This window comes from Micromonospora siamensis (genome assembly GCF_900090305.1).
Classification (GTDB): domain Bacteria; phylum Actinomycetota; class Actinomycetes; order Mycobacteriales; family Micromonosporaceae; genus Micromonospora; species Micromonospora siamensis.
In genome coordinates this window covers 3,539,683-3,559,281 of record NZ_LT607751.1, presented here as the reverse complement: position 1 = coordinate 3,559,281, position 19,599 = coordinate 3,539,683, and the positions used below count along the sequence as shown (strand labels likewise).

Below are 19,599 nucleotides of genomic sequence, written 5' to 3'. Positions count from 1 at the left end.
CGGCCTCAGCCGAGGCGGGTGCGAACCACCAGGTCGTGCAGGGCGTCCACCGCGGCCGGGTCGGCGTGCTCGGGCAGCGCCGAGGAGTCCCGGGCCGCCTCCAGCTCGGCGCGCAGCCGCGGCACGTCGACGGCGAGCCGCCGCGCGGCGCCCGCGGGCAGCGGCCCGTGTTCGGCCTCCCGCTTGGCGGCGATCAGCTCCGGCACGTACGCCAGGTGGGTCCCGAGCACCCCGAGGTCCGTCTCCAGCCGGCCGGTACGCATCAGGTGGATGCCGGTGAGCAGCACCCGCAGCGTGTACAAGGCCGGCTTGAGCTGCCCGGTCCGGGCGGACAACCGCTCCTGGCCGGCCGCGAAGCCCAGGTAGTGATGCGCGTGGTGGCGGGTGACCAGGCGCGGGGCCAGGGACCGCAGTTCGTCGTGCACCGGCGTGGTCACCACCACCAGCGGCGACAGCACCTGCTCCAGGACGTACCCGTTGCGGCTGTTCAGCAGCCGGGCGAACTTCAGCAGATCGTGGCTGACCACGTCCAGCTCCACGCCGTCGCGTACCCCAGTGTGCTGCAACGTCTCCGGCCCGGTGCGCAGGCCGACCACCTCGGCTGCGGGCAGCAGGTGCGCGCCGCGCAGGTCCAGGTCGGAGTCGACCGACGCGAAACCGTAGAGGTGGGCGCCGCTGACGGTGGCGAACAGCAGGGGACGGGGCAGCGCCCGGGCGGCCTGCGCCGCCCACGCCGGCACGTCGACGGTCACCGCAGGTTCCTCTCGCGTACGCCGGTGAGCAGCCGGTCCACGGCGGCCAGGTCGGGCCGTTCCGGGAGGACGGTGACGGCGGCCGCCTCGGCCAGCTCGGCGTGCAGCTCGTCCGCCCAGCCGGTGACAGCGGCCCAGGGCAGCTCGCCCCGGCGCACCGCGAGCAGCCGGTCCCGCAGGTGCCGCACGTCGACCAGGACCTCCCCGGTACGCAGCACGTGCGCCCCGGCGACCAGCAGCCGGATCATGTGCATAGCCTGCTTGTGGTTCGTCTCCCCGCTGCGTTCCCGGCGGGCCGTGACCCGGGCGAACTGGTCCCGCGCGTAGCCGCCGTACGTCTCGGCGACCCGCCAGGACAGGAAGGCCGACCGGGCCGCCAACAGGTGCTCCCCGTCCTCGGTCACCGCCTCGTGAAGCGGGGACCAGAGCACCTCCAGCACCGTCGGATTGCCCTGCGACGCGAGGACGCAGAAGCGTTCGAACTCCCAGGAGAACTGCTCCTCGGCCGGTCCGTCCAGGTGGGTGGGCGGCTTGTCGAGGCGCCAGAACGCCCGGGTCGGCGCGACGAACACACCGCGCCGGTCATGGTCGGAGTCCGGGCCCGCCAGCCCGTACGCCCGCGACCCGACCACCACGGCGAGCACGGTGTGCCGCTCCACAAGCTCGATCACGAGCGGGAACGCTACCGAAGCGCCGCGGTGGACGCGTGGTCTTTTCCGGCCGCACCCGGTCGGACCCCCGGCGTATCCTTCGGCCCGTGGGGCTGGTGTTCAAGACGCGTGGGTCGGACTCGCCGTGGGTGGACGCCGTCTGGACCTGCACGAGCGAGCGGGTCACCGCGATGACGTCCGTCGCCGGCGCGCGGTGGGGCCTGGTGTTCTGGCAGCAGGCCGGCCGCGCGTACACGAGCGTCACCGGTCCCGGCACGCGGGCGGGCACGGCGCCGGTGCCGGAGGGGGCGGCCTTCACCGGCATCGAGTTCGCCGTGGGCACCTCGCTGCGGGCGATGCCGACGCCGACGCTGGTCGACGGCGGAGTCGAGCTTCCCGACACCACCCGGCGGTCGTTCCGGCTCGACGGCGCGCGCTGGGAGACACCGGGCCCCGACGACGTCGAGGCGCTGGTCGACGCGCTGGTCCGGGCGGGGACGGTGGTCCGTGACCCGCTCGTGGCCGAGGTGCTGCGCGGTCACCGGCCGGCGGTGTCGGGGCGTACCGTCGAACGCCGGTTCCGGGCCGCGACCGGGCTGACCCGGGGCGCGGTCCGGCAGATCGAGCGGGCCCGCACGGCGGCGGAGCTGCTGGCGGCCGGCGAACCGGCCGCCGACGTCGTCGCCAAGCTCGACTACTTCGACGAGCCGCACCTGGCCCGGGCCCTGCGCGGCTACGTCGGGCGCACCGCCGGGCAGCTGCGCGAGGGCACCGGCGGCGCGCTCGGCCTCGACTGGGTCAGCGCCTGACGTCGTAGACCAGCTTGAGGATCCCGTTGGGGTAGCTCTCCGACTCGCGCAGCGTCAGCATGTGCTTGTCCCGGTCGGCCCGGCCGAACAGGCTCTTGCCGGCGCCGAGCAGCACCGGGAAGACGAGCAGGTTGTACTGGTCGATCAGGCCGGCGTCGGACAGTCGCCGGGCCAGTTCCGCGCTGCCGTGGATGAAGATCGCGCCACCCTCGCCCGCCTTGAGCGCGGCCACGTCCTCGGTCGAGCGCAGGATGGTCGTCGGCCCCCACCCGTCGACCAGGGCGTCGGCGGCCAGCGTGCTGGACACGACGTACTTGGGCAGGTCCTTGTAGTCGGCGTGGTCCGGCGAGCCGGGCCAGACCGGCGCGAACGCCTCGTAGCTGCGGCGGCCGAACATCAGCGCGGTGGTGTCGGCGAGCTCCTCGCCCTTCAGCGACCAGGCCTCCGGGACGAACTCGAGGTCCTTGAACACCCAGCCGCCGCTGCGGTGCTCCTCCCCCGGCCCGCCGCCGGGCGAGTCCACGACGCCGTCGAGCGACATGAAACCGGTGTAGACCAGGTCACGCATGGTGCTGTCCCCTCATCGTCTTCTGGGTTGCGGTTCGACCGTAGCCGTCTCGACGGCGGTCGTCTTGGACGGAAACGACATGCGGCGCGCCCGTTGGCGTCAGCTCAGCGGTCCGCGACCGGATCGGCCGTACGCCGGCGTTCCCGCTCGGCGGCGCACGCGGCGTCGAGCCGCTCGAAGGCGCCCGGCCCGTGCTCGACCTTCGGTGGGGCGTCCAGGTGGCGTACCCGGAGCTCGTCCATCAGCTCCTCGACGAACCCCGGACCCTCGGCGCGCACGATCTGCTCCCGGATCCGCAGCTCGTCGCTGCCCGGGCACCAGTCCAACCCCCAGTTGGCCAGCGCCTGGATGACCGGGAGGGTCTGGATGCCGGCCTCGGTGAGGCTGTAGCGGGCGCGCTGCCCCCGGGCCGCGGTGCCGCGGGTGAGCAGCCCCGCCTCGACGAGCCGCACGAGACGGTCGGCCAGGATGTTCGAGGCGATGCCCTCGATCGACCCGGTGAGCAGGGCCCGGAAGTGGCGCCGGTCGCCGAAGATGACGTCGCGGAGCACCAGCAGCGCCCAGCGGTCCCCGAGCACCTCGACGGCGGCGTTGATCGGACACCCGGACCGTGGTTCCACACTTCCTCCTTGACAGGCATGTCGTCCTCAATAGAGTAGTTGCAAATCGCAACCACTATGAACGGGGGCCAGATGGGCCGCTTCCTGTACTGGATGAACGTCTCGCTCGACCTGCGGATCGAACAGGTTCCCGGGGACGACGGCGCGGGCGAGTGGCTGCGCATCGACGAGGAGCTGCACCGCGAGTTCAACGCCCGGGCGCGCAAGCTCGTCGCCATGGTCCAGGGCCGGATCATGTACGAGACGATGGAGGAGTACTGGCCGCGCGCCCGTGAGGACGCGTCGCTGCCGGACGTCATGCGGGAGTACGGCCACATCTGGACCGACGCGCCCAAGGTGCTCGTCTCCCGCACCCGCCACACCGCCGACCACGACACCCGGATCATCGGCGGGGACGACGCCATCGCGCAACTCGCCACCCTGCGGGCCGAGACCGACGGCACCATCGGGGTGGGCGGCGCGACGCTCGCCACCCAGCTGCTCCGGGCCGGGCTCCTCGACGAGCTGCTGCTCTTCACCCACCCGTCGGTCCTCGGCTTCGGCCGGCCGCTCTTCGACGACTACGACCGGCCGATCGACCTCGACCTGATCGAGCAGCGGTCGTTCACGCAGGGCGTCACGATGCATCACTACACCATTCGGGAGGCAATTCCGTGCTGAGTCAGGTTACGGACGGCGTACTGGTCCACCAGAGCGTGTTCCTTGAGACCAACACCACCGTCGTGCAGGGTCCCACCGGTGTCCTGCTCGTCGACCCCGGCCTGACCGAGCACGAACTCGACTGCCTCGCCGACGACCTGGCCGGGTCGGGCCGGACCGTCGTGGCGGGCTTCTCGACCCACCCGGACTGGGACCACCTGCTCTGGCACGCCCGGCTCGGCGAGGCGCCCCGCCACGGCACCGCACGCTGCGCTGCCGCCGTACGCGAGCAGCTGTCCGACCCGGACCTGAAGGCCCGGATCACCGAACACCTGGCCGAGACGGAGATCGCCGGGCAGGTCCCGCTGGACGGGTACGGCCTGGTCACCGCCCTGCCCGCCGGGGCGGCGCGGATCCCCTGGGACGGCCCGGCGGCCCGGATCATCGAGCACCGCGCCCACGCGGTCGGCCATGCGGCGCTGCTCCTCGAGGAGCGCCGCGTCCTCGTCGCCGGCGACATGCTCTCCGACGTCCTGGTCCCGATGCTCGACCTGGAGGACGCCGACGACCCGGTCGGGGACTACCTCACCGCGCTGCGGCTGCTGGAGGACGTGGCGGCCGACGTCGACGTCGTGATCCCCGGCCACGGGTCGGTCGGCGGCGCCGGTCAGGCGTTGGAACGGATCGAGCGGGACCGGGCGTACGTGCTCGCCCTGCGGGAGGGCCGGGAGCCCGACGACCCGCGGATCGGCCCCTCGGCCCGGCCCGGCTGGGAGTGGGTCGGCGACCTGCACGACGGGCAGGCCCGACGCGTCGCCGAGCGGGGCTGACCGACCGGCCACGTGGGTTTCCGGACGGCATCGATGGTCCAATGCGCGAATCACGATTCATCGAGGCCACGATCGACGTGGATCTGCAAGGAATTGAGACTCCGATCTCGACCCACGAAACTGCTGGCTCATGAGAAGGGCCATCCCTATGCTTTCCGCCTGATGCACTGCGGCCCGCGTGGGCCGACGGGGACCCGATCCGAGGATTCGTGAATGCGCCGGAAGTCCGCTCCGCACCACGGCACCACTGATGTCATCGACACGATTCCGGCCGGCGAGCCGCCGACCTCCACCGCGGAACACGGCGCGCACCGGTCCGCGGTCGCCGAGGAGCAGGAGTTCCTCGACCTGGCCTCGGCCCGGCGCGACACGCTGGTCGACCGCCTGGAGGTCGAACTCTCGGCCGAGGCCCTGGACGCGTTGGAACGAACCCGGCAGCGCATGCTCCGCCAGCAGTACGAAGAGCTACGGCGGGCCAGGGAAGGGTTGGTCTTCGGCCGCCTCGACGGCCTCGACGGCACCGTGCGACACGTGGGCCGGGTCGGTCTGCGCAACGACGGCGAGGACGACGAGCCCCTGCTGCTCGACTGGCGCGCGCCAGCCGCCCGGCCGTTCTACACCGCGACGGCAGTCGACCCGCAGGGACAGGCACGCCGGCGCCACATCCGTACGAAGAAGTCGGTCGTCGTCGGCGTGGACGACGAGCCACTGGACGGAACGACGACGACGGAACTCGTCGGTGAAGGCGCGCTCCTGGCCGCCCTGGACCAGCGGCGTACCGGTCACATGTCCACGGCGATCTCCACGCTGCAACGCGAACAGGACGACATCATCCGGGCCGACGCGACCGGTCCGCTGATCGTCCAGGGTGGTCCCGGCACCGGCAAGACAGTCGTCGCGCTGCACCGCGTCGCCTACCTGCTGTTCGCCCACCGGACGATCGCCGACCAGGCGGTCCTGGTCCTCGGCCCGTCGCCGCGGTTCCTGGATTACATCGCCCAGGTGCTGCCCGCACTCGGTGAGACCGCCGTCGTCTCGGCGACCTGCGACACGCTGCTGCCCGGGATCCGGGTGGGCCGCGACGAGAGCCGCCCGCTCGCCGAGATCAAGGGCCGCGCCCTCTGGCAGCACGCGCTCGAGGACTACGTCGCGTCACTGCTCCCCCGGCCTCGCGAGCTGCGGCTGCGCTGGGAGGGCGAGTTCCACGCCATCCCCGCGGCGGCGGTGACGCAGGCGCTCGCCTCGGCGGTGCAGGGACGCCCGTACCATCGCGCCCGCGCGGCGTTCGCCGAGCAGCTGCACCACCTCCTCGCCGACGTCGTCGCCGAGCAGCGCGAGCCGCTGATGAACGAGATGGAGGAGGGCTTCGAGGACATCCTCGCCCGCGTCGACCGGAGCATGCGGCACGACCACCACCCGGGCGGGACGTCGACCGGCAGCGACGTCGACGGACTCCTCTCGGAGGAGGAGGTCGAGGAACTCCGTGAGCGGATCGCCGGGAACGCCGCCATCGCCCGGTTCGTCGAGGCATGGTGGCCCGCCCGCGACGCCGCGACCCTGCTGCGTGGCCTCCTGACCGACCGCACCCAGCTGGCCCGGTTCGCCCCGCAGCTGTCCCCGGAGGAGATCACCGCCGTCACCGCGGAACCCGCCACCTGGGCCTCGAGCGACATTCCCCTGCTCGACGCCCTCGCCGACCTGCTCGGCGAGGCCGACGCCCCGCCACCGCCGGGCGAGTCCGTCGCCGACCACGCCCGCCGCCAGCGCGGCTGGGTGTACGGCCACGTCGTCATCGACGAGGCGCAGGAGCTGTCCGAGATGCAGTGGCAGATGGTCCTGCGGCGCTGCCCCAGCCGCTCCATCACCGCCGTCGGCGACATCGACCAGGCCGAGGCGGCACACCGGCACACCAGTTGGGCGGAGGCGGTACGGGTCGTCTTCGGGGACCGCTGGACCGCCGCGGAACTCACCATCTGCTACCGGACCCCGCGCGAGGTCATGGAGCTGACCGGGCCGGTCCTGAGGGAAGCCGGCAGCCACAACATGCCGCCCCGGGCGGTGCGCTCCGCCGGCATCGCGCCCTGGGAGCTTTCCGTCGCGCCCGCCGAGCTCGCCGGCGCCGCCACCCGGGCCGTGCGACAGCTGCGGCGGCGGTGGCACGGCGGGACGGTCGGCGTCGTCGCCCCCGCGGACCGGGTCGCCGAGCTGCTGACCGTGCTGAGTGACGTGCCGGTGCTCACCGCGACCCAGGCCAAGGGGCTGGAATGGGACGCGACGCTGCTGGTCGACCCGCAGGGCATCGCCGCCGAACCGCGCGGGTGGAACGGGCTCTACGTCGCGCTCACCCGGTGCACGCAGGAACTCGGGCAGCTTCGGATCACGCAGGAGTAGGCGCATTTCCCGAAGGACACGTCGGGATGGGCGGCGTGTCCCGGACGTCCTCCGGAACCGGAAGGCCGGCGCGTACGCCGTCGAGCGGGACGGACTGAAAGGCTGAGCCGCGAAACGTTGAACCTGTAGGTTCAGTTTATTAAGGTGAACCGCATGGTTCATCAACACGTGTTGGACAGGGTGTTCAGCGCCCTGGCCGATCCGACCCGCCGAAGCGTTCTGATCCGACTCGGTTCGGGCCCGGCCACGATCGGTGATCTCGCCGGTCCGACCGGGATGAGCCTGACCGGCATGAAGAAGCACGTCCAGGTGCTCCAGGACGCCGGGCTCGTCGTCACCGAGAAGATCGGACGGTCACGCCGGTGCCGCCTCAGTCCCGCACCACTGGATGAGGTGATGGGCTGGATGGGCTTCTACCAGCGACTCTGGGCCCGCCGTCTCGACGGTCTCGACGTCTACTTCACCATGCAGTCCAACCCGGAGGGAGAGGATTCATGACGCTCGACCTGCGCGTGTCGCGGCAACTCGCCGCGACGCCGGAAGAGGTCTTCGACGCGTACACGGACGCGGAGAAGCAGAAGATCTGGTTCACCATCCTCGACGAGCAACCCGGCATCGTCGAGATCGAGGTGGATCTGCGCGTCGGCGGCCAGCAGACCGCGGTGTGGGGGCCCAGCCGGGACATGCTGTTCCGGGAGACACAGACATTCGTCGAGATCGACCGCCCCCACCGGCTGGTCACCGAGTCCACGGGAGCCAGCCCCGACGGCATGACCATGACGACCCGCATCGAGGTCACCTTCGAGGAGAAGGACGGCGGCACCCTGATGACCGTCGTCCAGAGTGGCTTCCCGGCCGCCGAGGTCCGGGACTTCTTCGTCGGCGAGGTGTGGGCGGGCGCCTTCGCCCGCATCACGGCGTTCCTGGCCCGTCAAACCGGGACGGAGCCGGCCCATGTCTAGACTCCCACGGACGGCAGTCGTCGCACTCGCCGCCGTCACCGCCGCGCTGGTCAACCTGGCGCTCTACGGCCTCGGTCGAGCAGCCGGAGGCACCTTCCGGTTCACCTCGCCCACCGGGCCGGCCGAGGTCGATGCGGTCACCGTCGCCGGTTTCAGCGCGATACCGCTGCTCGTCGGCCTGAGCGTCGTCGCCTTACTGGCACCGGTCACCGCCTGGATCGCCCGGGCCGCCCTGGTCGTGGGGCCGGTGCTGGCGGTGGGCACCATCGTCCTGATGACCCTGCCGACGGACTTCGACACCATGAGCAAGGTGACCCTGGCCCTCTGCCATGTGACCCTCGTGCCGATCACCCTCGCCGCCGTGGTCGCCATCGCAAGACGGGCGCGTTCCACCATTGCGGTGACAGCCGTACCGACGTGATCGCCCCACGTGGGATGCCAGAGGGGACGCCGACCCACGCCCTGATCGGCTGGCAACTGACGCCGGGTGCGAACGACCGACATCGACCGATACTTGCTGCGTGAGTCAGGGACAGTTCACCCGTGCCGGAGAGATTCCGCTTCCCGGCGGGCGGATGACGCAGGGCATCACCCGGCGCGGCGGACAACTTCTGCGGCCGATGGGCGCGTGGTCCGGCGCAGTGCACGATTATCTGCTCCACTTGGAAACCGCGACGTTCTCCGGCGCGCCTCGTTTCCTCGGCACCGAGGGAGAGCGGGAGGTCCTCACCTACATCGACGGCGAGGTACCGGCGGATCCGCAGTGGCAGCCCGGACGGGGGCACCGGCTCCCCCCGTACGCCCGTTCAGAGGCGGCCCTGGTCGCCGCGGCCAGGCTGGTACGACAGCTGCACGACGCCGCACGTGGCTACCGGCCCCGCGACGTGGAATTCCGCTTCGATCCGCGTCCGCTGCGCACGGGTGAGATCGTCTCGCACGGTGACCTCGGCCCGTGGAACACCGTCTACCGGCACGGCGTGCCGGTGGCGTTCATCGACTGGGACGCCGCCGGTCCGATCGTCCCCGTCGTCGAACTGGCCGCGGCGGCGTGGGAGTTCGTCCCCCTCGCCCCACCCGAGCAACTCCACGAGGCGGGGTTCGACCCCGTTCCCGACGTGGCAGCGCGGCTCCGGATCTTCGTGGACGCCTACGGCCTGAGCGATCGGCGCGCGATCCTGCCCGCCCTGCAGCGTTGCAGGTTGCTCGCGGCCGAACGGATCAAGTACGCGCCGGTGTCCGCCGCGGAGGCCGCCGACGCCCTTGAGCACCATGCGCGGGAGCTGCGCTGGCTGCATTCCCTCGCGCCGCGCCTCGATGGGGCACTGATCGGGCTGGCGAGGGCATGATCATGGAGGTCGGGGTCGTCGCAGGCGCTCCACAACGCTCCAGAGCGCCTGCCGCGATCACTTGGCGTTGAAGTAGTTCGCCTCCGGGTGGTGCACCACGATGGCGTCGGTCGCCTGCTCCGGCACCAGCTGGAACTCCTCCGACAGCTGCACCCCGATCCGTTCCGCCCCCAACAGCTCCACGATCTTCGCCCGGTCCTCCAGCTCCGGGCAGGCCGGATAGCCGAACGCGTACCGGCAGCCGCGGTAGTCGTTGCGCAGCAGCCCGGCCAGGTCAGCCGGGTCGTCGCCGGCCACGGTGCCGCCGCCGGGCAGGGTCAGCTCGGTGCGGATCCGCCGGTGCCAGTACTCGGCGAGGGCCTCGGTGAGCTGCACGGACAGGCCGTGCACCTCCAGGTAGTCGCGGTATTCGTTCGCGGCGAACATCTTGGCGGTGTAGTCGCTGATCGGCTGCCCCACGGTGACCAGCTGCAACGCCACCACGTCCAGCTCGTCACCCTTGGGGCGGAAGAAGTCGGCCAGGCAGAGCCGCCGCTCCTGCCGCTGCCGGGGGAAGGAGAACCGGGCCCGCTCGGCGTGCCCGTTCTCGTCCAGCACCACCAGGTCGTTGCCCTCGGCGTACGCGGGGAAGTAGCCGTACACCACGGCGGCCTCGAGGACCTGGTCGGCGGTGAGCCGGTCCAGCCAGTAGCGCAGCCGCGGCCGGCCCTCGGTCTCCACCAGCTCCTCGTACGACGGGCCCTGGCCGCCGCGCGAGCCGCGCAGCCCCCACTGGCCGAGGAAGGTGGCCCGCTCGTCCAGCAGCGCCGCGTAGTCGGCCAGCGGGACGCCCTTGACCACCCGGGTGCCGAAGAACGGCGGCTTCGGCACCGCCACGTCGACGGCCACGTCGGAGCGGACCGAGGCGTCGTGCAGCTCGGGCAGCGCCTCGCTGACCATCGCCCGCTGCTTCTCCCGCCGGGCCCGCCGGGCCGCCAGGGCCGCCTCCCGCTCCGGGTCCACCAGGGGTACGCCGCCGCGCTTCGCCGCCATCACCCGGTCCATCAGGGACAGCCCCTCGAACGCGTCGCGGGCGTAGTGCACCTGGCCGGGGAACATCGACCGCAGGTCGTCCTCGACGTACGCGCGGGTGAGCGCCGCCCCACCGAGCAGGACCGGCCAGCGCTCCGCGACCCCGCGCGACGCCATCTCGGCCAGGTTCTCCTTCATGATGACGGTGCTCTTGACCAGCAGCCCGGACATGCCGATGGCGTCGGCCCGGTGTTCCTCCGCGGCGTCCAGGATCGCGTTGATCGGCTGCTTGATGCCGATGTTGACGACCTCGTAGCCGTTGTTCGACAGGATGATGTCGACCAGGTTCTTGCCGATGTCGTGCACGTCGCCCTTGACCGTGGCGAGCACGATCCGGCCCTTGCCGCCGTCCTCGGCGGTCTCCATGTGCGGTTCCAGGTACGCCACCGCGGTCTTCATCACCTCGGCGGACTGGAGCACGAACGGCAGCTGCATCTGCCCGGAGCCGAACAGCTCACCGACGACCTTCATCCCGTCCAGCAGGATGTCGTTGATGATGGACAGCGGCGCCCGGCCACCGGCCATCGCGGTGTCCAGGTCGGCCTCCAGGCCGTTGCGCTCGCCGTCGATGATCCGGCGCTTGAGCCGCTCGTCCAGCGGCAGCGCCGCCAGCTCCTCCGCCCGGGTGGCCCGGGCCGACGCCGCGTCCACGCCCTCGAAGACCTCGATGAACCGCTGCACCGGGTCGTACCCCTCGCGGCGCCGGTCGTAGACCAGGTCCAGGGCGATCTCCCGCTGCTCGTCGGGGATCTTCGCCATCGGCAGGATCTTGCTGGCGTGCACGATGGCCGAGGTGAGGCCGGCCTGCACGCACTCGTGCAGGAAGACCGAGTTGAGCACCTGCCGGGCGGCCGGGTTGAGGCCGAACGAGATGTTCGAGATGCCCAGCGTGAAGTTGACCCCCGGCCAGCGGGTGGCGATCTCCCGGATCGCCTCGATGGTCTCGATGCCGTCCCGGCGGGTCTCCTCCTGGCCGGTGGCGATCGGGAAGGTCAACGCGTCGATGAGGATGTCCTCTCGGCGCAGCCCCCACCGGCCGGTCAGGTCGTCGATCAGCCGGCCGGCGACCCGGACCTTCCAGTCCCTGGTGCGGGCCTGGCCCTCCTCGTCGATCAGCAGCGCCACCACGGCGGCGCCGTGCTCCTTGACGACCGGCATCACCCGGGCGTAGCGGGACTGCGGGCCGTCGCCGTCCTCGAAGTTCACCGAGTTGACCACGCACCGGCCGCCGAGCATCTCCAGCCCGGCCTCGACCACCGCCGGCTCGGTGGAGTCCAGCATGATCGGCAGGGTGGAGGCGGTGGCGAACCGACCGGCCAGCTCCCGCATGTCCGTCGTGCCGTCCCGGCCGACGTAGTCCACGCAGAGGTCCAGCAGGTGCGAGCCGTCCCGGGCCTGGCTGCGGGCGATCTCCACGCAGGCCTGCCAGTCGGCGGCGAGCATCGCCTCGCGGAACGCCTTGGAACCGTTGGCGTTGGTCCGCTCCCCCACCATCAGCACGCTGGCGTCCTGGGCGAACGGCACGTGGTGGTAGATCGAGGAGACACCGGCCTCGGGCTGCGGCTCACGGGCCACCGGGGTGGTGCCGTGCAGCCGTTCGGCCAGCACCCGGATGTGCTCCGGGGTGGTGCCACAGCAGCCGCCGACCAGCGCCACTCCGTAGTCGGTGACGAAGCGTTCCAGGGCGTCCGCCAACTCCACCGGGGTCAGCGGGAAGTACGCCCCGTCGGCGGTCAGCACCGGCAGGCCGGCGTTCGGCATCACCGACACCGGGATGCGCGCGTGCTGGGACAGGTAGCGCAGGTGCTCGCCCATCTCGGCCGGGCCGGTGGAGCAGTTCAACCCGATCAGGTCCACCCCGAGCGGCTCGATCGCGGTCAGCGCGGCGCCGATCTCGCTGCCCAGCAGCATGGTGCCGGTGGTCTCCACCGCCACCTGACAGATGATCGGCACGTCCCGACCCAGCTCGGCCATCGCCCGCTTCGACCCGACCACCGCGGCCTTGACCTGGAGCAGGTCCTGCGACGTCTCGACGATCAGCGCGTCGGCGCCGCCGGCGATCAGGCCGGCCGCGTTCTCCTGGTACGCGTCGCGCAGCGCGGCGTACGACGCGTGGCCCAGCGTGGGCAGCTTGGTGCCCGGGCCGATCGAGCCGAGCACGAACCGGGGCCGCTCCGCCGTGGCGTACGCGTCGGCGGCCTCCCGGGCGATCCGCGCGCCCGCCTGCGCCAGCTCCCGGATCCGGCCGGGGATGCCGTACTCGCCGAGATTGGGCAGGTTGGTGCCGAAGGTGTTGGTCTCGATGCAGTCCGCCCCCGCGGCCAGGTAGGCCTCGTGCACGCCCCGGACGACGTCGGGACGGGAGACGTTGAGGATCTCGACGCAGCCCTCGAGACCCTCGAAGTCGTCCAGGGTCAGGTCGGCGGCATGCAGCATGGTGCCCATCGCCCCGTCGGCGATGAGGATCCGGTCTGACAGCACATCCAGCAACGAAGCCCGCATCCCGCCAGGTTAGTGCGCCCACCTCCGCCCCCGCCGCGCCACGCTGCGGCTTCCCACATACTGTCAGCCGGATCACCGCGTCCCGTTCGTCCGATTCGCCGGCTGGGTCCGGCGCCCGCGCGGCGGGTGACCGGCGCGGCCGACGGGCCGGCCACCGCGCCGGCACGTAGGCTGACGGACGTGAAGGACAACAAGGACGCCATCGTCCGGGCCGACGAGCAGGGCGGGGTGACGGCGTGACCGAGTTCGACGGACTGCCGGTGCTGCGGTCCCCGGTGGCGATCGCGGCCTTCGAGGGTTGGAACGACGCCGCGGACGCCTCCACCGCCGCGGTCGAGCACCTGGAGCAGGTCTGGCAGGCCCGCCAGGTGACCGAGCTGGACCCGGAGGACTTCTACGACTTCCAGGTCAGCCGGCCGACGATCACGATGGCCGAGGGCGAGACCCGGCGGGTGGAGTGGCCGACGACCCGGTTCATGGTGGCCAGCCCCGAGGGCACCGAGCGGGACGTGGTGCTGATCCGGGGCATCGAGCCGAGCATGCGCTGGCGCACCTTCTGCGAGCAGGTGCTGGAGATCTGCCACAGCCTGGAGGTCGAACGGGTGGTGCTGCTCGGCGCGCTGCTGGCCGACGTGCCGTACACCCGCCCCCTGCCGATCACCGGCAGCGCCTCGGACGCCGAGTCCGCCCGCCGCTACCAGCTCACCCCCACCCGCTACGACGGGCCGACCGGCATCGTCGGGGTGCTGCACGACGCCTGCACCCGGGCCGAGGTCGACGCCGTCTCCTTCTGGGTGCACGTGCCGCACTACGCCAACAATCCGCCCTGCCCGAAGGCGACCCTGGCCCTGCTGCACCGGGTCGAGGAGGTGCTCGACCTGCCGGTGCCGATGGCCGACCTGGCCGAGGAGGCCGCCGAGTGGGAGCAGCGGGTACGCAGCGCCGCCGAGCAGGACGCCGAGCTGGGTGAGTACGTGCGCGAGCTGGAGGAGCGGGTCGGCGACGCCGGCATCACCCCGTTGACCGGGGACGAGATCGCCCAGGAGTTCGAGAAGTACCTGCGCCGTCGGGGCGGCTCCGCCGGCCCCACCGCCGGCTCCTGGTAGAAGAGCACTCAGGGCCCCGGGCGTTCCGACGTCCGGGGCCTTCTGCGTGTCCGAGCTGGCGCGGCCACCGCCGCTAGGGCATCCTAGGAACCTAGCTGTTCTGAGGAGGCGGGCGTGCAGATCAACCCGGGGGCCGCCGAGTTCCCCCACCGGCAGATCGCCGCGCAGCTCAAGGCCCAGGTGCGCCGCGGCGACTGGGCGCCGGGCGAGCGGCTGCCGTCCATCCCGGCCATCGCCGAGATGTTCGGCGTCGCAAAGCAGACGGTGCAGCGCGCCGTCGACCAGCTGCGGGTCGAGGGCATCCTGATCACCAAGCCCGGCTCGGGTACGTACGTCCGGGGCACCCGGCGGCGGCTCAACCGGCTCTCCCGGGGACGGTACGGCGGCTTCCGCGGCTACCACACCGACCTGGCCGCCCGGTACCGGCAGCAACTGGTCTCGGTGGGCCGCTCCCCCGCCCCGCCGGAGGTCGCCGACGCGTTCGGCGTCGCCGACGGCACCGACCTGCTCTGCCGCCGGCACCTGGTGCGGACCGAGGACTCACCGGTCGAGGTCGGCGCCTCCTGGTTCCTGCCGGCCGACACCGCCGGCACCTCCCTGGAACGGGCGGAGGCGTTCGGCCGACCGCTCTACCAGGAGGCCGAGGAGGCCACCGGCCGCCGGTACGCCACCGCGACCGACACCATCAGCGCCCGGCAGCCCAGCCGGGAGGAGGCGGAGACGTTGCAGATCCGCCCGGACACGCCGGTGCTGCACCTGCTGCACGTCGCCTACGACGCCCACCACAAGCCGATCGAGGTCGCCCAGGCCACCTGGCCCGGGCCGATGACCACCCTCACCGAGGAGTACAAGATCCCCGGACCGGTTCCCGAGCAGGACCCGGACCCGGGCCTCGTCCTGGGCTGAACCGGCTCGGCCGGCATCGACGGCCGAGGCACCCGCGTCCAGGGCAGGTCGTCGCCCGGCCACTGCCGACGCCACGCCGCGCCGTTGCCAGGGCGTGCTGACGCCCGGGCACGTCAATGCCCGGGCGTGCCGTCGCCGGGGGCGGAGCGTCAAGAAGAGGCCCCCTGCCGTACCGGACGCGCCGACAGGGCCTTCCTTACAGGCGGATGCCGAGAAGGGCGTCGATGGTGTCGGCGAAGAGCTTCGGTGCGTCCGTGTCATCGGCGGCGCCGGCCAGCGCCCGGTCGGCCCAGGCGTCGGCCACCGCCAGGGCACCCGGGGTGTCCAGGTCGTCGGCCAGCCGGGCGCGTACGCCGGCCAGCAGCTCGGCCCCGGACGGCCCGGCGGGCGCCGCGGCGGCCCGCCGCCAGCGGTCCAGCCGCTGCTCGGCGATGGTCAGCAACTCGTCGGTCCAGGAGCGGTCGGCGCGGTAGTGCCCACTGATCAGCGCCAGCCGGACCGCCATCGGGTCCACGTGGTCGGCCCGCAGCCGGGAGACGAAGACCAGGTTGCCCTTGGACTTGGACATCTTCTCGCCGGCCAGGCCGATCATGCCGGCGTGCACGTAGTGGTCGGCGAACGGCGTCTGACCGGTGAGCCGCTCGGCGTGCGCGGCGGAGCACTCGTGGTGCGGGAAGAGCAGGTCGTTGCCGCCGCCTTGCACGGCGATCCGGTCGCCGAGCAGGTTCAGCGCGACGACGGCGCACTCGATGTGCCAGCCGGGGCGGCCCGCGCCGAGCTCGCCACCCGGCCACGAGGGCTCATCCTCGCGGGCGCCGCGCCACAGCAGCGGGTCCAGCGGGTCCCGCTTGCCGGCGCGGTCCGGGTCGCCGCCCCGCTCGGGGAAGATCTCCAGCATCTCGGCGCGGGACAGGTTGGACTCGTAGCCGAACCGGGGGGCGGCGCTGATGTCGAAGTAGACGTCGCCGGTGCCGTCGTCGAGTCGGTACGCGGCACCGTCCTTGAGCAGCACCTCGACCTTCTCGGCGATGTCCGGGATGGACTCCACCGCGCCGACGTAGTGCGCCGGCGGGATGATCCGCAGCGCCTCCATGTCCTCCCGGAACAGGGCGGTCTCCCGCATGGCCAGGACCTTCCAGTCCTCGCCGTCCCGGTTCGCGCGCTCCAGCAGCGGGTCGTCGATGTCGGTGACGTTCTGCACGTACCGGACGGTCAGGCCGGCGTCGCGCCACATCCGCTGCACCAGGTCGAAGGTGATCATGGTGGCGGCGTGGCCGAGGTGGGTGGCGTCGTACGGGGTGATGCCGCAGACGTACATGGCGGCCGTGCCGTCGGGGCGGCTGGGCTGGACGCTCCGCCGCGCCGAGTCGTACAACCCCAGGGTGCTGCCCTCACCCGGCAGCCGTGGCACCTCGTGACCCGCCCAAGACTCCATTACCCCAGCCTAACGAGCCGCCAGCCCGGCGCGGGCCACTGCCAGCACTCGGGTGATCAACATGACAACCACTCACATCGGGGGCCACGGAATCGCCGGCCAGTCCTCCGGGGGCAGCGGGAAGGTGCCGGCGTCGCGCAACCGTTCACATCGGGCGGCCAGCTCGGCCACCTCGGAGATGGTGAGGTGCTCGGCCAGCTCCTCGCCGAGCTCACCGGTGACCTGGTCGACCAGGCCGTCGAGCATCTCCACCGCGTCGGGCGGCAGCTGCCGGCCGGCCCAGCCCCAGAGCACCGTCCGCAGCTTCTCCTCGACGTGGAAGCTCACCCCGTGGTCCACGCCGTAGATCCGGTCGTCCGGGCCGACCAGCACGTGGCCGCCCTTGCGGTCGGCGTTGTTGATCACCGCGTCGAGCAGCGCGAGACGGGCCAGCCGCGGATCGTCGGCGTGCGCCAGCGCGTACGCGGCGCCGTCGTCGTCCCGGGCCGCCGCGACCGGGAACCAGCGTGGCGGCAGCGCGTCCGCCGGGACGAAGCCGACCAGCGGCTCGGCGTCCTCCAGCTCGTCGATCCACAGCTGGCAGGAGCCGGGGCCGAACGGGCCGTCCCGCAGCACGGTCGGCGGGACGAGGTCCCAGCCGCTGGCCCGGGAGACGAGGTATGCCGCGACCTCCCGGCCGGCGAGAGTGCCGTCGGGGAAGTCCCAGAGCGGGCGCTCGCCGCGCACCGGCTTGTAGACGCAGCGGGCGCTCACCCCGTCGAGGGTGACGATGCCACGCAGGGTGGTGTTGGAGGCGTCGACCAGCCGACCCTCCAGCTCCAGCTCACCGTCGTGCAGCAGCCGCAACGAGGCGCGCTCGTCCTGCCGGGGTCGGAGTTCCGACGACGTCACCGGTGGTAACCGTTGTGCCGCGGGCAGAGGTGCCCGGCGGGATCCAGCGGCTGGCCGCAGAGCGGGCAGGGCGGGCGACCGGCGTTGACCACCCGGCGGGCCCGGGCGATGAACTCGCGGGTGGCCTCCGGGGTCAGCCGCACCCGCAGCCGGTCGAGGTCGTCGTTCAGCTCCTCGACCTCGTCGTCATCGTCGTCGTCCTCGTCGTCGTCACCGAGCTCGACCTCGGTCTCGGCCTCGCCGGCCGCGATCGCCTCGATCACCACGGTGGCGGTGTCGACGTCGAAGGCCAGGCCGAGGGTGCCGACGCGGAACTCCTCGTCGACGGGGGTGTCGAGCGGGTCGTTGTCGCCGACGACGGGGGCCGCGGGCGCCTCGGGCAGGTCGACGCCGAACCGGCGCTGCGCCTCGACGAGCAGCTCCTCGAGCTTCTCGGCGAGCAGCGACACCTGCACCTTCTCCAGCGCGACGCTGACCAGCCGGCCGCCGCCGCGCGCCTGGAGGAAGAACGTGCGCTCCCCCGGCGGCCCGACGGTCCCGGCGACGAACCGCTCCGGCGGCTCGAAGGCGTGCACCTGGTGGGTCATACCCACGACCCTATCCGGCGGGTGGGAACGGCGCGCAGCGCACCGTGGGTGGTTCCGCCCAGGGCGAAACGCCGGAGCGCCCCCGCCGGCGTCCCGGGCGTGGCGGCGCGGCTCACCGCGCCGCCCCCGCGCCACCGCCGACCGCCGCGTCCGAGTCCGCCGCCCGGGTGGCCCGCCGGCGCCGCTTGCGCGGCGGCGACACCAGACCCGCGAGATCACCGCCGGTGTCGTTGAGCCGGACCAGGAACGGGCGCAGGGGGGTGTAGCGGATCGCGGTCACCGACGCCGGGTCCGCCACGATCCGCTGGAACAGATCCAGGTGTACGCCCAGCGCGTCGGCCACGATGGCCTTGATCACGTCCCCGTGGCTGCAGGCCAGCCAGACCGCCTCCGGACCGTGCTCGGCGGTGATCCGGGCGTCCCACGAGCGAACCGCCGCCACCGCCCGCGCGGCCATCGCCGCCATCGCCTCCCCCTCGGGGAAGACCGCCGCGCTGGGATGCTGCTGGACCACCGGCCAGAGCGGCTCCTTCGCCAGCTTCTTCAGCGGCTGCCCCTCCCAGCTGCCGTACCCGCACTCGATCAGCCCCTCCTCCACCACCGGAGTGGCCTGCGGCAGGGCGAGATCGAGGGTCTGCCGGCAACGGATCAGCGGGCTGGTCACCACGGCGGCGAGCGGAAGCCCCTTGAGGCGCTCGCCAACGGCCGCCGCCTGGGCCCGCCCGGTGTCGTCCAGCTCCACCGGCTGCCGGCCGGCGAGGCCGCCGTCGGCGTTCGCGGTGGTCCGGCCGTGTCGCAGAAGCAGAAGGGTCGCCACGGTGACCACCCTAGGGCCTGGCTCTGCCCCACCACCCGCGGCGGCCCGGGTCACAGCCGTCCGTCGTGTCCCGGCACGCCCGGGTCGACGCCCGGCCATCCGGTCGGTCCCGGGTGCGGTGGCCACCGCACCGGTCCCGCCCAGGGTCGCGGCGGCCACTACCGGCCGATCCCCAGGCTCCCGGGCCGAGATCGGGGAGGCGGTATCGCCCGGCACGTCGATGGGTGGAACATCATGGTCGTCTCCGGACGCGGAGACTCATGGCGGCGGCTTCGGTCCCGCGGCGTCTGCCGGTCCGTCTCGCACCTCGGCTGATGGGCGACCCGAGGGGGAGCTCGTCCCGCTACGGACTTGAGAGCGTGGATGACTCACCGCGCCTGGACCGGATCGGAAGGGTCCTGGTGGGCGCCCGAGGCGAACCGGACTATCGGAACATGAAGCACGGCCCGGACAGGCGGTCCGCTGTCGGACAGCAACCGCTGGGTGAGTCGTCGGTGCTCTCAAGTCTGTAGTCACCCGAAGAGCGAGCCACCGCCCCTCGAGAAGGGCGGGTGCCCGCACTTCGCCGGGAGTGGGTGCCGGGGTGGGATTCGGCCAGTGGCCTGACGGCGAGTGGCCTGACGGTCTGCGGCCGGCCCGGTGGTCTGCGGCCGATTGTCCGAATCGCGGGTGACCGGCCGCACCCGGGCGGTGGAATGGCGGCCGGGGCCGGGTCGT

19 protein-coding genes are annotated in these 19,599 nt (G+C 72.4%); 10 read left to right on the top strand and 9 right to left on the bottom strand.

Going from position 1 to position 19,599, the window contains the following annotated elements; all coding sequences use genetic code 11:
- Positions 1-5 precede the first annotated feature (5 nt).
- Both GA0074704_RS16390 and GA0074704_RS16385 read right to left on the bottom strand, forming a co-directional pair.
- Positions 6-752 carry a nucleotidyltransferase domain-containing protein gene (locus GA0074704_RS16390; RefSeq protein ID WP_088971317.1) on the bottom strand — a complete coding sequence of 249 codons (747 nt, stop codon included), beginning with the start codon at positions 750-752 and terminating at the stop codon, positions 6-8.
- Positions 749-1,423 carry a nucleotidyltransferase domain-containing protein gene (locus GA0074704_RS16385; protein ID WP_088971316.1) on the bottom strand — a complete coding sequence of 225 codons (675 nt, stop codon included), beginning with the start codon at positions 1,421-1,423 and terminating at the stop codon, positions 749-751. The genes GA0074704_RS16390 and GA0074704_RS16385 overlap by 4 nt, the downstream gene beginning before the upstream one ends.
- An 86-nt stretch (positions 1,424-1,509) precedes the next feature.
- Between GA0074704_RS16385 and GA0074704_RS16380 the strand changes: the two genes are divergently transcribed.
- A complete protein-coding gene (locus tag GA0074704_RS16380) occupies positions 1,510-2,211 on the top strand; it encodes a helix-turn-helix domain-containing protein (protein ID WP_088971315.1) in 702 nt (233 codons plus the stop codon).
- Here the strand turns inward: GA0074704_RS16380 and GA0074704_RS16375 are convergent.
- The gene (locus GA0074704_RS16375; RefSeq protein ID WP_088971314.1) at positions 2,201-2,779 is read right to left on the bottom strand and encodes a dihydrofolate reductase family protein; all 579 of its coding nucleotides are present in this window, start codon (positions 2,777-2,779) and stop codon (positions 2,201-2,203) included. The two genes, GA0074704_RS16380 and GA0074704_RS16375, sit on opposite strands and share 11 nt — an antisense overlap.
- Before the next feature lie 104 nt (positions 2,780-2,883).
- The gene (locus tag GA0074704_RS16370) at positions 2,884-3,399 is read right to left on the bottom strand and encodes a winged helix-turn-helix transcriptional regulator (RefSeq protein ID WP_088971313.1); all 516 of its coding nucleotides are present in this window, start codon (positions 3,397-3,399) and stop codon (positions 2,884-2,886) included.
- Between the two features lie 72 nt (positions 3,400-3,471).
- Between GA0074704_RS16370 and GA0074704_RS16365 the strand changes: the two genes are divergently transcribed.
- The 7 genes from GA0074704_RS16365 to GA0074704_RS16335 all read left to right on the top strand — a co-directional run bounded on the left by GA0074704_RS16365 (position 3,472) and on the right by GA0074704_RS16335 (position 9,567).
- Positions 3,472-4,059: a dihydrofolate reductase family protein gene (locus GA0074704_RS16365; protein ID WP_088973731.1), complete on the top strand. Its 588-nt coding sequence runs from the start codon at positions 3,472-3,474 to the stop codon at positions 4,057-4,059.
- Entirely contained in the window at positions 4,053-4,868 is an 816-nt protein-coding gene (locus GA0074704_RS16360; RefSeq protein WP_088971312.1) for an MBL fold metallo-hydrolase, read from the top strand. The genes GA0074704_RS16365 and GA0074704_RS16360 overlap by 7 nt, the downstream gene beginning before the upstream one ends.
- 213 nt (positions 4,869-5,081) lie before the next feature.
- Positions 5,082-7,259 (top strand): HelD family protein, encoded by a 2,178-nt coding sequence (locus GA0074704_RS16355; RefSeq protein WP_088971311.1) that lies wholly within the window; start codon positions 5,082-5,084, stop codon positions 7,257-7,259.
- Between the two features lie 153 nt (positions 7,260-7,412).
- The gene (locus GA0074704_RS16350; RefSeq protein WP_088971310.1) at positions 7,413-7,757 is read left to right on the top strand and encodes an ArsR/SmtB family transcription factor; all 345 of its coding nucleotides are present in this window, start codon (positions 7,413-7,415) and stop codon (positions 7,755-7,757) included.
- Complete coding sequence (locus GA0074704_RS16345; RefSeq protein ID WP_088971309.1) at positions 7,754-8,221, top strand: SRPBCC family protein; 468 nt, start codon at positions 7,754-7,756, stop codon at positions 8,219-8,221. The genes GA0074704_RS16350 and GA0074704_RS16345 overlap by 4 nt, the downstream gene beginning before the upstream one ends.
- On the top strand, positions 8,214-8,642 hold the full coding sequence (locus GA0074704_RS16340) for a DUF6069 family protein (RefSeq protein WP_088971308.1): 429 nt from the start codon (positions 8,214-8,216) through the stop codon (positions 8,640-8,642). Before GA0074704_RS16345 ends, GA0074704_RS16340 begins: the two co-directional genes overlap by 8 nt.
- Before the next feature lie 100 nt (positions 8,643-8,742).
- A complete protein-coding gene (locus GA0074704_RS16335) occupies positions 8,743-9,567 on the top strand; it encodes a phosphotransferase (RefSeq protein WP_157743702.1) in 825 nt (274 codons plus the stop codon).
- A gap of 57 nt (positions 9,568-9,624) precedes the next feature.
- Here the strand turns inward: GA0074704_RS16335 and metH are convergent, their stop codons facing one another.
- The gene (gene metH / locus GA0074704_RS16330) at positions 9,625-13,140 is read right to left on the bottom strand and encodes a methionine synthase (RefSeq protein WP_088971306.1); all 3,516 of its coding nucleotides are present in this window, start codon (positions 13,138-13,140) and stop codon (positions 9,625-9,627) included.
- A gap of 236 nt (positions 13,141-13,376) precedes the next feature.
- Between metH and GA0074704_RS16325 the strand changes: the two genes are divergently transcribed.
- Together GA0074704_RS16325 and GA0074704_RS16320 are read left to right on the top strand one after the other, a co-directional pair.
- Complete coding sequence (locus GA0074704_RS16325; RefSeq protein ID WP_088971305.1) at positions 13,377-14,246, top strand: PAC2 family protein; 870 nt, start codon at positions 13,377-13,379, stop codon at positions 14,244-14,246.
- Positions 14,247-14,360: 114 nt separating this feature from the next.
- On the top strand, positions 14,361-15,152 hold the full coding sequence (locus GA0074704_RS16320; protein WP_088971304.1) for a GntR family transcriptional regulator: 792 nt from the start codon (positions 14,361-14,363) through the stop codon (positions 15,150-15,152).
- Between the two features lie 196 nt (positions 15,153-15,348).
- On the opposite strand, the gene mshC is transcribed toward GA0074704_RS16320, so the two are convergent.
- The 4 genes from mshC to GA0074704_RS16300 form a co-directional block, all read right to left on the bottom strand.
- Entirely contained in the window at positions 15,349-16,587 is a 1,239-nt protein-coding gene (gene mshC, locus GA0074704_RS16315; protein ID WP_088971303.1) for a cysteine--1-D-myo-inosityl 2-amino-2-deoxy-alpha-D-glucopyranoside ligase, read from the bottom strand.
- Positions 16,588-16,659: 72 nt separating this feature from the next.
- Positions 16,660-17,478: an SCO1664 family protein gene (locus GA0074704_RS16310; protein ID WP_088971302.1), complete on the bottom strand. Its 819-nt coding sequence runs from the start codon at positions 17,476-17,478 to the stop codon at positions 16,660-16,662.
- Entirely contained in the window at positions 17,475-18,065 is a 591-nt protein-coding gene (locus tag GA0074704_RS16305; protein ID WP_088971301.1) for a DUF3090 domain-containing protein, read from the bottom strand. Before GA0074704_RS16305 ends, GA0074704_RS16310 begins: the two co-directional genes overlap by 4 nt.
- A 112-nt stretch (positions 18,066-18,177) precedes the next feature.
- The gene (locus GA0074704_RS16300; RefSeq protein ID WP_088971300.1) at positions 18,178-18,891 is read right to left on the bottom strand and encodes a histidine phosphatase family protein; all 714 of its coding nucleotides are present in this window, start codon (positions 18,889-18,891) and stop codon (positions 18,178-18,180) included.
- Between the last annotated feature and the right edge of the window lie 708 nt (positions 18,892-19,599).